This is a genomic window from Micromonospora sp. NPDC023966, from assembly GCF_040639095.1.
Classification (GTDB): Bacteria; Actinomycetota; Actinomycetes; order Mycobacteriales; family Micromonosporaceae; genus Micromonospora.
In genome coordinates, this window is sequence record NZ_JBEZZJ010000014.1 from 59292 (window position 1) to 76915 (window position 17624).

A 17624-nucleotide genomic window follows, 5' to 3' on the forward strand; every position below is an offset into this window, starting at 1 on the left:
CATGACGACCGGCGGCACGACGGCTCGGGTGAAGTCCGCGGACCGGACCCTGGAACTGCTGGAACTGCTCGCCGGGTCGCCGGACCGGCGCACCCCGGCCGAACTGGCCCGGGATCTGGCGATCCCGAAGAGCAGCTTGCACGGGCTGCTGCAGACGCTGGTCCAGCGCGGCTGGCTGGAGGTGGACAGCAGCGGTTCCCGTTACGGCCTGGGCCTGCAGGCGTTGCGCGCCGGCGGGGCGTACCTGCGGGCGGACCGCGCGGTACGCCGACTGACGCCGGTGGTCGAGCGGCTGCATGAGGAGCTGGGTGCGACGGTGCGGCTCGGCCGCCTCGTCGGCGACCAGGTGGTCTGCCTGGTGTCCCGGGAGCGGCACGGCCCGGCGGCGGGACCGGGCCGGCACACGCCCGCGCGGGACACCGCCATGGGCGCCGTCCTGCTGGCCCGGTGGGCGGAACGAGAGCTGACGCCCACGGGCGGCGAGTGGGCGCGGATCCGCGCCCAGGGGTACGCCCTGGCCCGGGAGGAGACCGACGGCGTCGCGGCGTGGTGCGTGGCCGTCGCCGCGCCGCCCCGGCTCGGCCCGTACGACGCGATCGGCGTCTCGTTGGGCGGCGACGTGCCGGCACCGGAGCGGGCCCGGGCGGTGGCCGGCGCGATCGGGGCGGCGGTCACCGCGGAGCTGACCGGTCGCTCCGGATTTTTCAGCGGCAGGCATTGACGGCCATAAACCATGACCTTATGGTCACCCGGCACTAGTGCGGTGTAGTTCACATATGGGAACTTCTACGCGAAGGACACCTTCATGCGACGAACTCTCGCAGCCGCCGTACCGCTGGCCCTCCTCGCCGCCGGCCTGACCGCCACCCCCGCCAGCGCCGCCACCACCCTGCCCGTCAGCGGCGTGATCGCCAGCTCGGACGACGGCAACGTCCCGGCGAACACCCTCGACGGTGACCTCGCCACCCGCTGGTCGGCCGAGGGCGACGGCTCGTGGATCCGCTACGACCTGGGCGCCAGCACCACGGTCGGCTCGATCGCCATCGCCTGGCACCAGGGCAACCAACGGACCACCAGCTTCGCCGTGCAGACCTCCGCCGACGCCGCCTCCTGGACGACGGTGGTCGGACAGCGCAGCAGCAGCGGCACCACCCTCCAGCTGGAGACCTACGACTTCCCCGACCGCTCCGCGCGGTACGTGCGCGTCGTCGGCTACGGCAACACCGTCAACGACTGGAACAGCATCACCGAGACCCGGGTGTACGGGGCCGACGGCACCGGCGGCGGATGCGCCGTGCCGGCCGACGTGCTGAACCTGACCAACTGGAAGATGACCCTGCCGACCGGTGCCGCCGAGAGCCCCACCGAGGTCAAGCAGCCGGCGCTCGCCACCTTCCAGGTCTCCCCGTGGTTCGTCACCGCCGCCAACTGCACAGCCGTGCAGTTCCGCGCGGCGGTCAACGGGGTGACCACCAGCGGTTCCGGCTACCCCCGCTCGGAGCTGCGGGAGATGACCGGCAACGGCACCAGCAACGCGAGCTGGTCCTCCACCTCCGGCACCCACACGATGACTTTCGAGGAGGCGTTCACCGCCCTGCCCGCCACCAAGCCGCACCTGGTCGGCGCGCAGATCCACGACTCCAGCGACGACGTCACCGTGTTCCGGCTGGAGGGCACGAACCTCTACATCACCAACGGCGACAACACCCACCACAAGCTGGTCACCAGCAGCTACCAGCTCGGTACCCGTTACCGGGGCAAGTTCGTGGCCGGCGGCGGCCAGGTGAAGGTCTACTACAACGACGTCCTGCAGACCACCATCACCAGCAGCTTCTCCGGCGCCTACTTCAAGGCTGGCGCGTACACCCAGGCGAACTGCACCAACTCCTCGCCGTGCAGCGACACCAACTACGGCCAGACGCTGATCTACGCGCTCTCCGTCACCCACTCCTGACCGACCGACCCCGGGGCCGCCTCGTCACGAGGCGGCCCCGGCCCGTCCTCGCCCTACCGAGCCGCGTCCCGGCAGGTCTGCCGCTGCTCACCCAGGCCCTCGATCCGGACGCGCACCTCGTCCCCGGCCGCGAGGTACGGGAAGCGGCCGGAGAGGGCGACGCCCTCCGGCGTGCCGGTGTTGACGACGTCACCCGGCTCCAGCACCAGGTACTGGCTGAGGTACCAGATCAGGTACGGGACGTCGAAGATCATGTCGGACGTCCGCGACGCCTGCCGCGGCTCGCCGTTGACCTCGCTGCCGATGGCCAGATCCCCCGGGTGGGGCAGCTCGTCCGGGGTGACCAGCCAGGGCCCCAGCGGATTGAACGACTCGCAGCTCTTGCCCCGGATCCACTGGCCGCCCGGATCGCCGGCCTGGAAGTCCCGTTCGGACACGTCGTTGGAGATCGCGTAACCCGCGATCACCTCGGCCGCCGCCGCCGGATCCGGCAGGTAGTGCGCGCGCCGGCCGATCACCACCGCCAGCTCCGCCTCCCAGTCGGTCCTCGTCGACCCGCGCGGGATGACCAGGTCGTCGTACGGGCCGACGACGGTGTTGGACGCCTTGAGGAAGACCACCGGCACCGCCGGTGGGGCCGATCCGGACTCGACCGCGTGTCGGGCGTAGTTCAGCCCGATGCAGGCGACCGTGCCGGGCCGAGCGATCGGTGGGCCTACCCGTTGGCCGGTGATGTCGAGGCGGAGCAGCCGACCGGCCGTCTCCGCCGCGCGGGCCCGCTCGACGCCGCCGCCGGCGAGGAACGCGCCGTCGATCTCGCGGGTGACGCCGCTCAGGTCGAGGTGCCGCCCGTCGGCGGTGAGCAGCACCGGTCGCTCGGCGCCGGACGCGCCGACGCGCATGAACCTCATGCCGGGCCGCCCTTCCGCCAGGCGGCCGGCCCGGGGCGGGACACGGCCGCGGCGCCCGGGCGTCGGCGCGGTGAGCGGGTTGGTCGCATGGGGACTCCTGACGGGATGGACGGTGACGTCGGCGGACCGGTAGGCGAGCCACGTGGGGCTGGGGCCGATCGACCCACGGGTCCGGCAGCGGCGGTCGGACGCGGTAAATCGATACACTGAAGATCGAATTCGACCGTACAAGCGGCGTCCGGACGATGTCAACCGGCTGGTCCCGCGGGCCGGCCCGGTACCGTGCAGCCGGGAGGACCAGGGGATGCGACCGGGCGCCGGACCGGCCGCAGCCGTCGGCACCGACCTCGGACAGGCAGGGAGGCGACGTGAGCGACACCGCACCCGAACGGCGGGCGGCAACCAGCGAGCAGGACCGTCCGGAGTCGCTGGCCGACCTGCTCGGTGGCCGGCGGGGCGCGGTGGACGGAACGCTGCCGCCGGTGGCCTTCGCCATCGGCTGGCTGGCCGCCGGGCTGTGGGGCGGGGTGATCGCCGCGGTGCTGACCGGCACGGCGGTTGCGGGCTGGCGGTGGCGGCGAGGTGACCGGCCGCGTTCGGTGCTGATCGGGCTGCTCGCCGTCTGCGTGGCCGCGCTGATCGCGCTGCGGACCGGGCGGGCCACCGATTTCTTCCTGGTGCAGCTGGTCTCCAACGCGGCGAGCGCGCTGGCCTGGATGGTCAGCATCGTGGTGCGCTGGCCTCTGCTGGGTGTGCTGGTCGGCGCGGCTCTGGGCCAGCGCGGGCGGTGGCGGCGCGACCTGGCGTTGCTGCGGGCGTACGGGCGGGGCAGTTGGGTGTGGGCGGCGACCTACCTGCTGCGGCTGGCGGTGTTCGTGCCGCTGTGGCTCGGCGGGCAGGTGGTCGCGCTGGTGGTGGCCCGGGTGGCGCTGACCTGGCCGCTGGTCGCGGCGGCGCTGGCGGTGAGCTGGTTGGTGATCCGGCGGTCGCTGCCGGCGGGTCACCCGGGGTTGCGGCACCCGGTCGTGCTGTCCGAACGGGACGATGCGCCGGCAAAGTAAAAGAGAGGCCGCCACGGGGGGAGCGGCCTCTCCGGTGAATTACGTTACTCCGTCCACGGCTTTCGTGTGATCCCGTGGAGCGCCGATTTTCGCGGGCTTTTTCGCGGCACGTTCGTCTCCGGGCGGTTCGGTGGGCCGGTCCGTCCGCTGCGTCGGCCGGACGGCCGGCCCACCCGGCCTGACCGTGAGAGTCAGGCCGCCCGCCGACCGGGCCGCTCCGTTCCCCCTTCGGCCCGGGTCGGCCTCCACCGCGGGCGGGTGGGCCCGCCCGCGGTGGAGTGGTCACCTCATCCCGCCGGGAAGTAGGTGCCGTAGTCGGCGTACGCCATGGCGACGTCCGCCTGGGCCCAGAACCGGTGGTAGTTGAAGACCGGCTCCGCGCCGCCGTTGAGGTACGCCTGCACCTTCGGCCAGTCCGGGTCGTTCTTGAAGAACGAGCGGATGTCCAGGAAGCTCTTGCCGGCGGCGATGGCGTCGCCGTTGGGCATCTTCCCGGTCCAGCCGGCGGGGATGTAGAGGCCCTGGCCGTCGGCGGCGTTGTAGACGTCGTCGAAGCGCTTGTAGTCGCCGCGCTTCTCCGGCATCGAGACGCCCTTGGTGTCGGCGGCGGCCGACAGCGCGTCCAGCAGGCCCTTGGCGGTGGTCTTCGCCGCGGCGTCGCCGGACTTGGCGGCGTAGGCGATCAGGGTCCGGGCGTAGGCGGCGGCGACGCCGACGTCCTGGCCCTTCACCGTCACCTCCACGTGCAGGTTCGTGTTCGCCTGCGGGTTGGCCGGATCCCAGTTGTTCGGCTGGCCGGTCCACTTCATGTCCGACGGGATCGACCAGTTGGTGCCCAGCGTGGTGTTGGCGATGGCCCACGGCACCCACTTGTCCAGCAGCGCCTTGGCCTTCGCGTTGCCGGTCTGCAGGTACAGCTCGGCGATCCGCTGCATCGACCAGGCCTGCATGCCGAACCACTGGTTCGACGGCGGGTCGTTGTAGACCGGGTCGACGTCGTAGAACATGCCGTAGAAGGTGGCGGTACCGGCCGGCGGCTGGGCGTAGCTGCCGTCCCAGCTGTTGGTGGCGCCGCCGGCGATGCCGCCCTCGGCGGACTGGAGCCAGGTGTAGAACTCCAGCTGCCGGTCGAAGCTCTTCTGCCAGTCCGCGGTCGCGGTCGCCGACTTGGGCTTGAGTTCCGGCACGTTGGTCAGCGCCCAGGCCGCGAGCGGGTTCTGGTAGCCGAAGTGGTTGTGGCTGGAGCCGATCCGCCACGACCAGTTCTGCGACGTGTCGTACGCGCCGCCCCAGGCGTAGTACCAGGAGAGCAGGTAGTGCGCCGAGTCGCGGCCGCTGCCGGCCGGGCAGGTGGACGGGCCGACGCAGTTGCCGATCTTCTTGAAGTATTTGTCGAACAGCGCGTAGCGCAGGTAGTCGCCCATCTTGGCGGCCTTCGCCACGGTGGCCGCGACGTCGGCCTCCTTGCCCTGCGCCTTGGCCCAGGTCAGAGCCCAGTACGCGGCCTGCACGGCGCGCGCGTCGGCGTCGGGGGCGTTCGTGTACTTCCACTGCTTGGCCGGGGCGGCCGACTCCTTGACGAACAGGTCGAGGTAGCCGTACTGGCCGCCGTGCTTGAAGGTGTCGCAGGACGGCTGCGGGACGGTCTCCCAGACGGACTCCTGGGTGCCCCGCTGGAAGGTGTTGATGTAGGCGGGGCGGGTGGTGCCGTCGCCGCAGTGGCCGTAGCCGTAGGTGTTGTCGACATCGAGCAGCCAGTGCATGCCGTAGATGTCGCCGGTGCCGTAGGTGGACTGGAGTTCGGAGCGGAGCGGGTCCTGGCCGACCGGGACGTTGGGCTCCAGCGCCGACGGGTACTGGCTGGGCAGGTTGTGCTCGGCGGCGTACTGGGGGGTGCCTGGGGCGCCGGCGGTGGGCTGGTCGGCGTGCGACGGGATGATGTACTTCTCCATCACCGTCCACGCGTTGTTGAACGGCGCCCAGTTCTGGGTGACCCGGCCGTACTGCGCTTCCAGCCAGAGCCAGAAGCTGAACGCCTCCGAGGTGGTCTCGTGGCCGTGGTCGGGCGCCTCGACGATGAGCGTCTCGACCGAGTGGTACGGCACTCCCTCGGGGCTGAAGTACCCCGAGTTCTTGATCTTGCCGTACTGGTCGAGGAACTTCTTGATGTAGGCGTTGTCCCCGCCCGGGGTGTCGTTGTCGATCTCGGTGGCGGTGACCGCGACGGGGGCGAAGCCGGTGGCCGAGGCGGTGATCGTGGCGGTGCCGCCGGTGGTGTCGGCGTCCTCCGCGGCCGCGACGGTGGCGGTGACCCCGGTGTTCCAGTTGCTCGGGGTCAGGGTCAGCGTCGCGGGCGACACGGTCACGTCGCTGTCCCCGGTGACGGCGAGGGTCACCGGGACGTTGGCGGTCGGGGCGGCGCTGAGGGTGAACTTGACCGACGAGGTGCCGCCCTCGTTGACGCTGACGGCGGACGGGGTGGCCACCAGCACGGGGCCGGAGGCCGGGTTGACGGTGAACGACTTCTCGGCCACCCCGATGCCGTTGGCGTTGTCGTACGCCTTGGCCTGCACGGTGTAGCCGCCGGCCGGCAGGTCCTCCAGCGTGTAGCCGTAGCGGGCGCTGGTGTCGGTGTTGACGAGCAGGCCGTTGCGGTAGAACTCGACCTTGCTGATCGTGCCGTCCGGATCGCTGGCGGTGGCCGTCAGCGGCACGTCGGCGGGCGCCTCGAATGGCCCGGCCGGCACGCCCAGCGAGACCGTCGGCGGCTGGTTGGCCGGGGTGCCGTTGCAGGTGACGCCGTTGAGGGTGAATGCGGTCGGCTTCGGGTTGCTGCCCGAGTAGGCGCCGTTGAAGCCGATGGTGGTGGAGGCGCCGGCGCCGAGGCTGCCGTTCCACGACTCGTTGGTGGCGGTCACCTCGCTGCCGGACTGGCTCCACTTGGCCGACCAGCCCTGGGTCAGCTTCTGGGTGCTGTTCGGGAAGGCGAACTTGAGCGTCCAGTTGGTGAGCGCGTCACCCAGGTTCTTGATGGTCACGTTGGCGGTGAAGCCCGTGCCCCAGTCGTTCGTCGCGTAGGTCACGTCGCAGGCCGGGGCGGCCTGCGCGGCGCCCGCCGGCAGGGCCACCCCGCCGATGGCGAGGGTGGTGGCGGCGAGCATCGCCGTCCGGCGACGTCTGGCCATGAGTCTCATGTGCGCGGTGTCTCCTCGGACCGGGCCGGGACGCGGGGCCCCGGCGGGGCACCTCCACGCGTCGACGGGGCCGGCGCGGGGGGACGGAGGCGCCCGGAAAGGTGGTCGACCCGGCCGTGCCGGGGATCGGGGCGCCGCACCGGTGCTACCGGGTGCCCTCGGCTGCCCTCACTCGCGCGAGCTGGCTCCGCGTCGCGGTTGAGAGTGTGCCATGGAAGCGCTCCCACCACAATGGGCAGGGCAGACACCCAGGTCGATGTTTCGATCTCGTTTAGGGGCTTTCACAAACCCGTGACGGGGGTTACAGTCGCAGCATCGCCGATGGGAGCGCTTCCATCGACGGAGATGCAAGTACAAGATCGCCGGGGACCCCGTGTGCCCGGCGCGCCAGCCCCAGCGGCTGACGGCGGGCCAGCCCGGACGCCGCCGTCAGCCCTCACCCACCGACATGGAGGGAGGTGGAACCAGAGCCACTCGCGTGGCCCGGCTCCCGCGCGACACGCACGACCGGACGCCATTTCCACTCGTGCGTGTGTGCATCACAGGTGGGGACGGGGGTTGCCCTCCCCCGTCCCCACACTAAACCCCCGTTGTCGACGGGAAAAGAGGCCGACGGGACAGGCGCGACGCGCCGCCCGGACGGCCTCCTTCGCTATCTGCCCCACCCTTCGCCGCTCGCCCCCGCCCCCGAGCGGCACCCCGCCCACCCACACCTCCGGCCGCCCGGCGGCCGGACCGCGCCCAGCCGCGGTCCGCCCTCGGGACGCGGCCGGCCGCCCCTGGCCTATGCTGGGAGCGCTCCCGGCCCCTAAGGCGGCCAGTCATTCCGAGGAGAACGCCCATGTCGCTACTCACCAGACGGCGCCTGCTCCACCGTGCCGCCCTCTCCGCGACCGCCGCCGGCGCGGCCCGGACCGGGCTGGTCGGCGCCCCCGTGGCCGGGACCGTCGCGTCCGCCGCCGCCGTCGCCGGCTGCGACGACGAGCCCGACCCCGACGCGGACCCCGACGGGGCGCTGCGTTTCCCGCCCGGCTTCGGCTGGGGCGCGGCCACCTCGGCCTACCAGATCGAAGGGGCGGCCAAGGAGGACGGGCGGGGCGACTCCGTCTGGGACACCTTCAGCCACACCCCGGGCCGCACCCGCAACGGCGACACCGGCGACGTGGCAGCCGACCACTACCACCGCTACGCCCAGGACCTCGACCTCATGCGCGACCTCGGGCTGCGCAGCTACCGGTTCTCCATCTCGTGGCCGCGCATCCAGGCCGACGGCTCCGGCCGGCCCAACCAGCGCGGCCTGGACTTCTACCGGCGGCTGGTGGACGGGCTGCACGAGCGCGGCATCGCGCCGATGGCCACGCTCTTCCACTGGGACCTGCCCCAGGCCCTGCAGGACGCCGGCGGCTGGGAGAACCGGGACACCGCCGAGCGCTTCGCCGACTACGCCGACGCCGTGTTCGGCGCCCTCGGCGACCGGGTGCCGGTCTGGCTGACCGTCAACGAGCCGAAGACCGTGGTGCAGAACGGCTACCTCTGGGGGCACCACGCGCCCGGCCGGCAGGACCCGGCGGCGGCGTACCTGGTCGCCCACCATCTCCAGCTCGCCCACGGCCTGGCCGTCCGCGCGCTGCGCGCCACCGGCGCCGAGGGGCGGATCGGCCCGGCGCTCAACCTGCACCCCTGCTACCCCGCCGACGAGACCGCCGAGGCGGCCGCCGCGACCCGGCTGTACGACGGCTACGAGAACCGGCTCTACCTGGACTCGATCTTCAAGGGCGCGTACCCGCAGGACGTGCTGGCCGACCTGGGCGCGGAGAGCCGGCTGGTCCGCGGCGTGCGGGACGGCGACCTGAAGATCATCTCCAGCCCGGTCGACCTGCTGGCCGTGCAGTACTACACGCCGATCTACGTCACCGCCCAGGGCGACACGGTCCGCCGGTGGCCGACCTCCGAGGCGGAGTGGCAGCAGATCTACCCCGAGGGGATGTACGACATCCTGACCCGGGTCACCCGGGACTACGGGCCGCTGCCGATCACCATCACCGAGAACGGCCTGCCCTGCCCGGACACCCTCGCCGCGGACGGCACCGTCGACGACGCCGCCCGGGTCGACTTCCTCCGCGACCACTTCGCCGCCGCCCACCGCGCGATCCGCGACGGGGTGCCGCTGGAGAGCTACCACGTCTGGTCGCTGCTGGACAACTTCGAGTGGGCCGAGGGGTACGAACAGCGCTGGGGCCTGGTCTACGTGGACTACCCGACCCAGCGCCGGGTGCTCAAGCGCAGCGCCCACTGGTACCGCGACGTGATCCGCCGCAACGGTCTCTAAGCGGACCGGCCCGGCCGGCGCGACGCCGGCCGGGCAGGGTCCCGCCCCGGCTCAGCGGGGCAGCGCCTGCTGGAGTTCCGCGCGCAGCGCGGGAGTGAGCATCTCGCCGGCCTGCTTGGCCAGCCGGGCCATCTCGTAGCCGACCACGCCGATGTCGGCGTCGGCCCCGGCCAGCGTGGCCAGGATCGAGCCGTCCCTGATCTGCATGACCAGGAAGTAGCCCCGGCCCATCTCGACGACGGTCTGCTTCACGACGTCGCCGTCGAACATCTGCGCCGCGCCGGCGGTGATGCTCATCAGCCCCGAGGTCACCGCGGCGAGCTTGTCCGCGTGGTCGCGGGGCAGGTGCGCGGAGATCGCCACGAGCAGGCCGTCGGAGGAGACCACCACGGCGTGCGCCACCCCCGGCACTCGCTCGGCGAACGCGTTCACCAGCCAGCTCAGGTCCCGTGCCTCCTGGCTCAACGTCGTCACTGTCGTCGTCCTCCTTCATCACGCGGCAGGTACATCTCGGTGGTCTCCTCGGCCTCGGCCCGCCGCACCCCGCCGTAGTAGCGGGAGAGCATGCCGCCGACCGCCTCCGGGTCCGGCTCGTGCCGGGCGGGCCGGTTCGGGCCGGCGGGCTGGGTGACCGCGGTGAGCTGAGCCATCGGTACGCGTACCGGCAGACCCCGCTCGTTGGTGCCTCCGGTGACCGGCGTCGCGGCGGGCGGTGGCGTCACACCGAGCACCGCCGACGACGGGCCCTGGCGGCTGAACCAGCCGCCGCCGGCCGGCGACCCGGCCGCCGGGGCGAGCACGTCCTCGGCCCGGCCCGGCACCGGCCGCGGCCTCGGCACGCCCGCCCCGCCGGGCGCCAGGTCGGGGCGGCCTGCCAGCGGTGACTCCGCCCCGGGCGGCGCCGCGCCGAGCGGAAGCCCCGTCAACGGCGACACCGGCAGCGCCGCCGGCGGCGCCAGCGGGCGGCGTCCGGCCACCGGCAGCTCGGTGGTCGCCGTGCCGAGCGCGCCGACGCCGGGCGTCAGCCGGGACGCGGCGGCCGCCTGGCTGGTCAGCATCCGCCGCGCGACGGGCTGGTCCAGCCCCGGCGCGGGCGCCGGGGCCAGCAGCTCGGCCAGGATGCTCACCCGGGCCACCAGGCCCTCGTGGCCGCTCCGCAGCCGCACCTGCACGCCGTGCCGCGCGCCCAGGTGGCTCACCACGAACAGGCCCATCCGCTCGGAGGCGGCCACGTCGGCCGCCGGCGGCTCGGCCAGCACCGCGTTCGCCTCGGCCAGCGCGGCCGGGCTCATCCCGAGCCCCTGGTCGACGATCTCCACGAACGCGCCCGCGCCGTCGCCCCCGGCGACGACCCGCACCAACGTGTCCGGCCGGGAGAAGGCGGTGGCGTTCTCCAGCAGTTCGGCGAAGAGGTGCACCAGGTCACCCACCGCGTGGCCGACGACGTGCAGGTCGGACCGCGAGTCGTGGCGCACCCGCTGGTACTGCTCGATCTCGGCGCTGGCGGCCAACAGCACCGCGCCGAGGCCGACCGGCCGGTTCCACCGCCGGCTGGACTCGGTGCCGGCGAGCACCAGCAGGCTCTCGTCGTTGCGGCGCATACGGGCGGCGAGGTGGTCGAGCTTGAACAGGTTCTCCAACTGGTCCGGGTCGCTCTCCTCGCGTTCCAGCTCGTCGAGGAGTTCGAGCTGCCGCTCGACCAGCACCTGGCTGCGCCGGGCCAGGTTGACGAACATGGCGTTGACGTTGCGCCGCATCATCGCCTGCTCGACCGCGACGTCGACGGCGCTGCGGTGCACCGCCACGAACGCCTCGGCCAGCTCACCGATCTCGTCCTGCGAGTCGACCACCGCCGGCGGCACGTCGATCGTGCCCGCTGGGCGGTCCACCGCGCGCAGCCGGTCCAGGGTGTGCGGCAGTTCCACCTGCGCGATCCGCAGCGCCTGGCTGCGCAGCAGCCGCATCGAGCGGGCCACCGACCGGCCGACCAGCAGCGAGACCAGCACGGCCACCAGGAGCACGCCGACGATGCCGCCGACCACCAGCAGGGTGTCCCGCAGCTGCCGGGCGCTGGCGTCGTCGGCCTGGCGTACGGCGTCGTCGAGGACCGTGTTCTCGAGCTGGCGGAGCAGCTCCTGCCGCTGCTCGCTGGCCGCCCACCACTGCGTCGCGGGCAGCAGCGCCGGCTCGACGGCCCCGTTGGGCAGGGTCTGCTCCTCCAGGCGGGCGGCCGAGACGAACGCCGGGTCCACCGAGGTCTCGTCGTAGCGGCGGACCTGGTCGGCGGTCGCGGCGACCCGGAACGCGCCCAGCGCGGTGAGCTGCTGGGCGCGCAGGTCGGTCAGGGAGACCTGATCGTCCACCTCGTACCGGCCGGCCCGGGCGGCGGCGTAGAGCTCCGCCCGGATCCGCGAGGACAACTCCTTGACCCGGGAGAGCTGCACGTACCGCAGCACCGCGTTGGTCAGCGCCCGCTGGTCGTCGCCGGGCGACGGCTCGGCCAGCAGGTTGAGCAGGGCGGCGATGGCCCGGTGGTAGTTGCTCAGCACGGTGTCGCTGGAGAGCACCGCCGGCGCCACGGCGGCCCGGATGTAGACCACCTGGTCGTACGCCTCCAGCACCTCCGAGTAGGCCACCCGCCAGGCCGCGTCGGCGTCGGCCAGGGGCTCGGCCGCGGCGCGCAGCTCGCTCATCGCCCGGTCGGAGGCGTCCTGGAGCGGCTTGAGCGCGGCGACCGCCGCGTCCCGGTCCGCGCCGCCGCGCGCCTTGCGCAGCGCGGCCAACTCCCCGGCCGAGCGGTCCCGCTCCTGCTGGAGCCGGTCCACCGCGGTGCTGATCTGCCGGCCGACGCCGACCTGCTGGGCGAAGTCGCTCAGCGCGGTGGTCTGCCCCACCAGCCCCCGCGTCTGCACCCCGGCGAGCACCAGGAACGCCACCGAGGGCAGCACCAGCACGGTGGCGAGCTTGGTGCGCATCCGCCAGTCCCGCAACCGGAAGCGCGAGCGCCGCCGCCGGTGCGGCGCCACCCGGTCGCCGGACGGGCTCCGGCGCGGCTGCGGCGACGCTCCGCGAGCCGGGTCGGGACCTGCGCCCACACGTTCCTCCTCGGTCCCGATCGGCTCCACCGGTACGGGGAGCGGAAGTCCATCCAACCAGGCCGCCGGGCGGTGTCAAACGGAACGGCCAGTCGCAGGACCAGGAAGGTCAGCGCGGTGGGCGGGCGCCTACGGTGTTCGGCGTGCCCCCGTCGTCCGTCCGGACGATGCCGCCCACGCGCGCCGCCTCGGCGACCCGGCCGAGCGCCACCAGCGCGGCCCCGGTCGCCCCGATCTCCGGGTTGCGTTGGTAGCACACCGTACGGGGGGCCAGCGCGTCGGCGAACGCCCGCCGCCACCAGGTCGAGGCGGCCATGGCGCCGCCGCCGAGGACCACCTCGGTCCGCTCGCCCACGTCGGCCTCCACCAGGGCCAGGTCGTCGGCGACCAGCCGGCACAGCTCCGTCATCAGCCCGGCGAGGATGTCGACCGCGGTGGTGCCGAAGCTCAGGCCCCACAGCTTCCCGGAGCCGGACGGGGCGACGCCCGGCGGACGGTCTCCGCCGAGCCGCGGGTTGGCCCGCACGGTCAGCTTCGTGCCGGCCCGGGCCAGCGCGGCCTCCAGCTCGGCGCCGGGCGGCAGCCGCAGCTCCCGGGACGCCCAGGCGAACAGGTTCCCGCCGCTGGAGTACGCCGCCCCGGTCACCACGTACTCGTGGTCGACGCGGTAGCGCCAGAGCTGCTCGGACAGGTGCGGCAGATCCGCCCCGGCCGGCACGGCCTGGACCAGGCGTACCGCCGCGGAGGTGCCGACGGTGACCGAGGCCCGGGACGAATCGACGCAGCCGGAGCCGACGTTGGACGCCGCGCCGTCACCGACCGGGGCGGCCCAGCGGGCGTCGGCGAGCTGCGGCCAGCGCTGGGCGTACTCGACGCGGAGCCGGCCGCGCCACCGCTGCGGGGCCAGCGCCGGCAGCTCCTCGGGCCGTACGCCGGCCAGCTCACAGGCCTCGGCGTCCCACTCCAGCCGCCGTAGGTCGAGCAGGCCGGTGCCGGAGGCCATCGACACGGACATCGGCGCCTCGTCGAGCAGCACGCCGAGGACGTACTCGACCAGCCCACTGAAGCGGGCGACCGGGCTGCCGCAGTGCTCCCGCAGCCAGGGCAGGCGCATGGTCCAGTAGCAGCGGTGCCACCACGCGCCGGTGCGCTCGTGGAAGGCGTCCGGATCGGCCGGGCCGGTGAGGTCGGCGACGGCCTCGGGCCGGGTGTCCAGCCAGGTGAGCACCGGGCCGAGCGGCGCACCGTCGGCGCCCAGCGGCAGCACAGAGTGCCACTGCGCGGAGGTGGCCACCAGCTCGACGTCCCGCAGGTGCCCCCCGGCGGCCAGCTCGTCCAGGCACTCCACAAGACAGGCCAGGTAGCGAGGGCCGTCCAGGGTGCCGCTGCCATCGTCGCCGGCCGCCAGGTGCAGCTTCCGGCGGGCCAGCGCGCCGGGGCGCGGGACGGCGTCCCCGTCCAGCACGAGCCCGCGCACCGAGGAGGTGCCCAGGTCCAGAGCGAGAATGTCCATCGCGGGTCAACCTACCCGCCGGGAGCCGCGGTGAAGCCAAGATCCGCCGGGCCGGCACGGCGATCGGGTTCCCCGGCACGGCGCGCTCGCGTACAGTGATCGCCATGCCCGCGCACCCGTCCTACTGGTGGCCCGCCGACCCGGCGGCCCACTCCCGCGCGTAGCTTCCCCACGCGGCCGCCCGACGAGGCGGCCGCCGGTCTCTCCCCCGGCACCCGGGCCGCCCCGCCGGCGGCCTCCGGCCCGCCGAGGAGACCCGATGACCCGCCCGCACGACCCGCTCGCCGCCGTCGCGGCCGGCCGCGACCCCGGCCCGTTCGCGCTCGTCCGCCGCGAGGGCGCCGACCACGTCGACCTGTTCACCGGTCCGGTACGCACCGCCGACCGGCTCGCCGACCTGCCGCTGCCCGACGACGCTCCCGGGCCGCGCACGCTGGCCCTGGTCCCCTACCGGCAGATCGCCGAGCGCGGCTTCGCCTGCGTGGACGACGGCCTGCCGCTGGAGTTCATGCTGGTCGCGGAGCACCGGCGGCTCCCGCTCGGCGAGGTGCTGGCCGCGCTGCCCGACGCGCCGGTGGTGACCCGCGACGCCGCCTTCGACATCTCCGACGCCGAGTACGCGGACACCGTCGGCCGGGTGCTGACCGACGAGATCGGCCGGGGCGAGGGCGCCAACTTCGTCATCCACCGCACCCTGCGGGCCACCGTCCAGGGCGCGCCGCTGGTGGCCGCCCTGGCCGCGCTGCGCCGGCTGCTGCTGCGCGAGCGGGGCGCGTACTGGACGTTCGTGGTGCACACCGGCACCCGGATCCTGGTCGGGGCGAGCCCGGAACGGCACGTCAGCGTGGACGACGGCCTGGTCATGATGAACCCGATCAGCGGCACCTTCCGGCACACCGGCGCGGCGGCCGACCGGGACGCGCTGCTGCGCTTCCTCGACGACCCGAAGGAGGTCGAGGAGCTGTACATGGTGCTTGACGAGGAGTTGAAGATGATGGCCACCGTCGCCGAGCAGGGCGGCCAGGTGGTCGGGCCGTACCTGAAGGAGATGGCGCACCTCGCGCACACCGAGTACCTGCTGGCCGGGCGGGGTTCGCTCGACGTCCGGGAGGTGCTGCGGGAGACCATGTTCGCGCCCACGGTCACCGGCAGCCCGATGGAGAACGCCTGCCGGGTGATCGCCCGCCACGAGCGGACCGGCCGGCGCTACTACGCCGGGGTGCTCGCCCTGCTCGGTCGGGATGAGCAGGGCCGGCAGACCCTCGACGCGCCGATCCTGATCCGCACCGCGGAGCTCTCCCCCGGCGGCGAGCTGCGGGTGCCGGTCGGGGCCACCCTGGTCCGGCACTCCACGGCCGCGGGCGAGGTGGCCGAGACGCACGCCAAGGCGGCCGGGGTGCTGGCCGCGCTCGGCCTCGGCCCGGACGCCCCGTCCGGCGGCGGGGAACCCGCGCTCCGGTACGCCGACGACCCCGAGGTGCGCGCCGCGCTGGCCGCCCGGAACACCCCGCTGGCCCGGTTCTGGCTCGACCAGCGCGTCCCGGGGGCGACGGCGCTGCCCGGGCTGGCCGGCCGCCGCGCGTTGATCGTGGACGGTGAGGACACCTTCACCGGGATGCTCGCCCACCAGCTCGCCGCGCTTGGCCTGGCGGTGACCCGGCGGAACTGGCACGACGCCGGCCCGCTCGACGGGTACGACCTGGTGGTGGTCGGTCCGGGCCCGGGCGACCCGAACGACCTGGCCGAACCGAAGATGGCCAGCATGCGGGCGCTGCTGGCGGAGCTGCTCGCGGCGGGCCGGCCGACCCTGGCTGTCTGTCTGGGCCACCAGCTCCTCGCCGGACTGCTCGGGCTGCCGCTGCACCGCCGGGACGCGCCCTACCAGGGGCTGCCCCGGGAGGTGCCGGTGTTCGGGGCGACCCGGCGGGTCGGCTTCTACTCCAGCTTCACGGCCCGCGCCGGCGCGGACCGGATCGCCACCGGGTACGGCCCGGTCGAGCTATCCCGGGACCCGGCGGACGGGGCGGTGCACGCGCTGCGCGGCCCCGGCTTCGCCGGGGTGCAGTTCCACCCGGAGTCGGTGCTCAGCCGGGACGGCATGGCGGTCCTGGTCGACCTGCTCGGGCATCTGCTGGCCCATCCGGCCCTGACCGCGCATGGAGCGGCCGATCAGGGGTAGGGCCAAGGGCGACCGGTGGTCCGGACGGGTCGAGAGCCCCCGTCCGGCCACCGGTCACCTTGTGCCCAGGGTCAGCCGGCCATGCCCTTCTTGAGCGCGGCAGCCATCTGCACGGTCCGCTTGGCGGTCAGCGCGGTGGCGGTGAGGGCCACGTGGTCCGGGGGGACCTCCCCGTTGTTGCTGGTGTGTGAGGCGCCGTAGGGGTTGCCGGCGACGAACTGGCTGGGGTCGGTGTAGCCGGGGGTCACCACGACGCCGCCCCAGTGGTAGAAGATCGTGTACAGCGAGAGCAACGTGGACTCCTGGCCGCCGTGCGAGGTGGCGGTCGAGGTGAAGCCGCTGTAGACCTTGTCGGCCAGCGCGCCCTGGGACCAGAGCGGGCCGGTGGTGTCGATGAACTGCTTGAGCTGAGCGGCGATCATGCCGTAGCGGGTGGGCGAGCCCATGATCACGGCATCGGCCCAGGAGAGGTCGTCCGGCTGCGCCTCCATCACGTCCTGGGTCTCCAGGCGGTGCGCCTGCCAGCCCGAGTTCGAGCGGATCGCCTCGTCCGGCGCCAGCTCACGTACCTTGCGCAGGCGCACCTCGGCCCCGGCCTCCCCAGCGGCCTCGTACGCCGCCTGCGCCATCTGGTAGGTGATGCCGGTCGCGCTGTAGTAGATCACCGCGACCTTGACCTGGCCATCCATCAGACGTTTCCTCCTCGGTGTCGGGTCAGCTCCGGCGACTACCCGGCGCTTGCGACGTCAAACGCCGGGTACGGACGGCCCGTGGCATGCTCGGCGGAATGGAGATCCGCGAGGCGACCGCCGCCGACTGGCCGTTGATCTGGCCGTTCCTGCACGAGATCGTGGCAGCCGGTGAGACGTACACCTGGCCCCGCGACGTCACCGAAGCCCGGGCCCGCGAGCTGTGGCTGGTGGGTCCGCCGGGGCGGACGGTGGTCGCGGTGGACGGCGACGGCGCGGTGCTCGGCTCGGCCAAGCTGGTGCCCAACCAGGCCGGGCCCGGCGACCACGTGGCGAACGCCAGCTTCATGGTCGCCCCGGCCGCCGCCGGCCGGGGCGTGGGCCGGGCGCTCGCCGGGCACGTGCTGGCGCTGGCCCGCGCCGAGGGCTACCGGGGTATGCAGTTCAACGCGGTGGTGGCCAGCAACACCCGGGCGGTGGAGCTGTGGCGCTCGCTGGGCTTCGAGGTCGTCGGCCGGGTGCCGGAGGGCTTCCGGCACCCGAGCCAGGGGTACGTGGACCTGCTGGTGATGTACCGGCGACTGAGCTGAGTCGATTCCTTGCCGCGGCTCAAGATTTGCGCAAGTTCCGATGGAAACCGCTTCCCCGGGCCGGGACGCCCGAGGATCCTGGTGCCACCGGTGCCGGTGTACCGCCGCC

Annotated in this window: 12 protein-coding genes; 6 read left to right on the forward strand and 6 right to left on the reverse strand. The window is 73.6% G+C overall.

Annotated elements, in window-relative coordinates:
* Position 1: 1 nt before the first annotated feature.
* Together AB0F68_RS19415 and AB0F68_RS19420 are read left to right on the forward strand one after the other, a co-directional pair.
* Positions 2 to 721, forward strand: a complete 720-nt coding sequence (locus AB0F68_RS19415; RefSeq protein WP_357339986.1) for a helix-turn-helix domain-containing protein — start codon at positions 2 to 4, stop codon at positions 719 to 721.
* 84 nt (positions 722 to 805) lie between these two features.
* Positions 806 to 1954 (forward strand): polysaccharide lyase family 7 protein, encoded by a 1149-nt coding sequence (locus AB0F68_RS19420; RefSeq protein ID WP_357339988.1) that lies wholly within the window; start codon positions 806 to 808, stop codon positions 1952 to 1954.
* Positions 1955 to 2007: 53 nt separating this feature from the next.
* Here the strand turns inward: AB0F68_RS19420 and AB0F68_RS19425 are convergent, their stop codons facing one another.
* A complete protein-coding gene (locus tag AB0F68_RS19425) occupies positions 2008 to 2865 on the reverse strand; it encodes a fumarylacetoacetate hydrolase family protein (protein ID WP_357339990.1) in 858 nt (285 codons plus the stop codon).
* A 368-nt stretch (positions 2866 to 3233) separates the two neighbouring features.
* Here AB0F68_RS19425 and AB0F68_RS19430 point away from each other — a divergent pair, with 368 nt between their 5' ends.
* The gene (locus tag AB0F68_RS19430; RefSeq protein WP_357339992.1) at positions 3234 to 3926 is read left to right on the forward strand and encodes a DUF3159 domain-containing protein; all 693 of its coding nucleotides are present in this window, start codon (positions 3234 to 3236) and stop codon (positions 3924 to 3926) included.
* Positions 3927 to 4213: 287 nt separating this feature from the next.
* Here AB0F68_RS19430 and AB0F68_RS19435 read toward each other — a convergent pair whose 3' ends face one another.
* Positions 4214 to 7111, reverse strand: a complete 2898-nt coding sequence (locus tag AB0F68_RS19435; RefSeq protein WP_357340251.1) for a glycoside hydrolase family 48 protein — start codon at positions 7109 to 7111, stop codon at positions 4214 to 4216.
* Between the two features lie 850 nt (positions 7112 to 7961).
* Between AB0F68_RS19435 and AB0F68_RS19440 the strand changes: the two genes are divergently transcribed.
* Positions 7962 to 9449, forward strand: a complete 1488-nt coding sequence (locus AB0F68_RS19440; protein ID WP_357339994.1) for a GH1 family beta-glucosidase — start codon at positions 7962 to 7964, stop codon at positions 9447 to 9449.
* A gap of 51 nt (positions 9450 to 9500) precedes the next feature.
* On the opposite strand, the gene AB0F68_RS19445 is transcribed toward AB0F68_RS19440, so the two are convergent.
* The 3 genes from AB0F68_RS19445 to AB0F68_RS19455 all read right to left on the reverse strand — a co-directional run bounded on the left by AB0F68_RS19445 (position 9501) and on the right by AB0F68_RS19455 (position 14057).
* Complete coding sequence (locus AB0F68_RS19445; protein ID WP_196806755.1) at positions 9501 to 9914, reverse strand: roadblock/LC7 domain-containing protein; 414 nt, start codon at positions 9912 to 9914, stop codon at positions 9501 to 9503.
* A 5-nt stretch (positions 9915 to 9919) separates the two neighbouring features.
* Positions 9920 to 12544 carry a nitrate- and nitrite sensing domain-containing protein gene (locus AB0F68_RS19450; RefSeq protein WP_357339996.1) on the reverse strand — a complete coding sequence of 875 codons (2625 nt, stop codon included), beginning with the start codon at positions 12542 to 12544 and terminating at the stop codon, positions 9920 to 9922.
* Between the two features lie 109 nt (positions 12545 to 12653).
* Positions 12654 to 14057 (reverse strand): FGGY family carbohydrate kinase, encoded by a 1404-nt coding sequence (locus AB0F68_RS19455; protein ID WP_357339998.1) that lies wholly within the window; start codon positions 14055 to 14057, stop codon positions 12654 to 12656.
* A gap of 259 nt (positions 14058 to 14316) precedes the next feature.
* Here AB0F68_RS19455 and AB0F68_RS19460 point away from each other — a divergent pair, with 259 nt between their 5' ends.
* Complete coding sequence (locus AB0F68_RS19460) at positions 14317 to 16236, forward strand: chorismate-binding protein (protein WP_357340005.1); 1920 nt, start codon at positions 14317 to 14319, stop codon at positions 16234 to 16236.
* Between the two features lie 71 nt (positions 16237 to 16307).
* Here the strand turns inward: AB0F68_RS19460 and wrbA are convergent, their stop codons facing one another.
* Positions 16308 to 16925 (reverse strand): NAD(P)H:quinone oxidoreductase, encoded by a 618-nt coding sequence (gene wrbA, locus AB0F68_RS19465; RefSeq protein WP_357340007.1) that lies wholly within the window; start codon positions 16923 to 16925, stop codon positions 16308 to 16310.
* Between the two features lie 98 nt (positions 16926 to 17023).
* Between wrbA and AB0F68_RS19470 the strand changes: the two genes are divergently transcribed.
* Positions 17024 to 17515: a GNAT family N-acetyltransferase gene (locus tag AB0F68_RS19470; RefSeq protein WP_357340009.1), complete on the forward strand. Its 492-nt coding sequence runs from the start codon at positions 17024 to 17026 to the stop codon at positions 17513 to 17515.
* Positions 17516 to 17624: the final 109 nt, after the last annotated feature.

Bases quoted from the DNA above. Each gene is read 5' to 3' on its own strand.
- AB0F68_RS19415 (WP_357339986.1), top strand. From the start codon at position 2: ATGACGACCGGCGGCACGACGGCTCGGGTGAAGTCCGCGGACCGGACC.
- AB0F68_RS19420 (WP_357339988.1), top strand. From the start codon at position 806: ATGCGACGAACTCTCGCAGCCGCCGTACCGCTGGCCCTCCTCGCCGCC.
- AB0F68_RS19425 (WP_357339990.1), bottom strand. From the start codon at position 2,865: ATGAGGTTCATGCGCGTCGGCGCGTCCGGCGCCGAGCGACCGGTGCTG.
- AB0F68_RS19435 (WP_357340251.1), bottom strand. From the start codon at position 7,111: ATGGCCAGACGTCGCCGGACGGCGATGCTCGCCGCCACCACCCTCGCC.
- AB0F68_RS19440 (WP_357339994.1), top strand. From the start codon at position 7,962: ATGTCGCTACTCACCAGACGGCGCCTGCTCCACCGTGCCGCCCTCTCC.
- AB0F68_RS19455 (WP_357339998.1), bottom strand. From the start codon at position 14,057: ATGGACATTCTCGCTCTGGACCTGGGCACCTCCTCGGTGCGCGGGCTC.
- AB0F68_RS19460 (WP_357340005.1), top strand. From the start codon at position 14,317: ATGACCCGCCCGCACGACCCGCTCGCCGCCGTCGCGGCCGGCCGCGAC.
- wrbA (WP_357340007.1), bottom strand. From the start codon at position 16,925: ATGGATGGCCAGGTCAAGGTCGCGGTGATCTACTACAGCGCGACCGGC.
- AB0F68_RS19470 (WP_357340009.1), top strand. From the start codon at position 17,024: ATGGAGATCCGCGAGGCGACCGCCGCCGACTGGCCGTTGATCTGGCCG.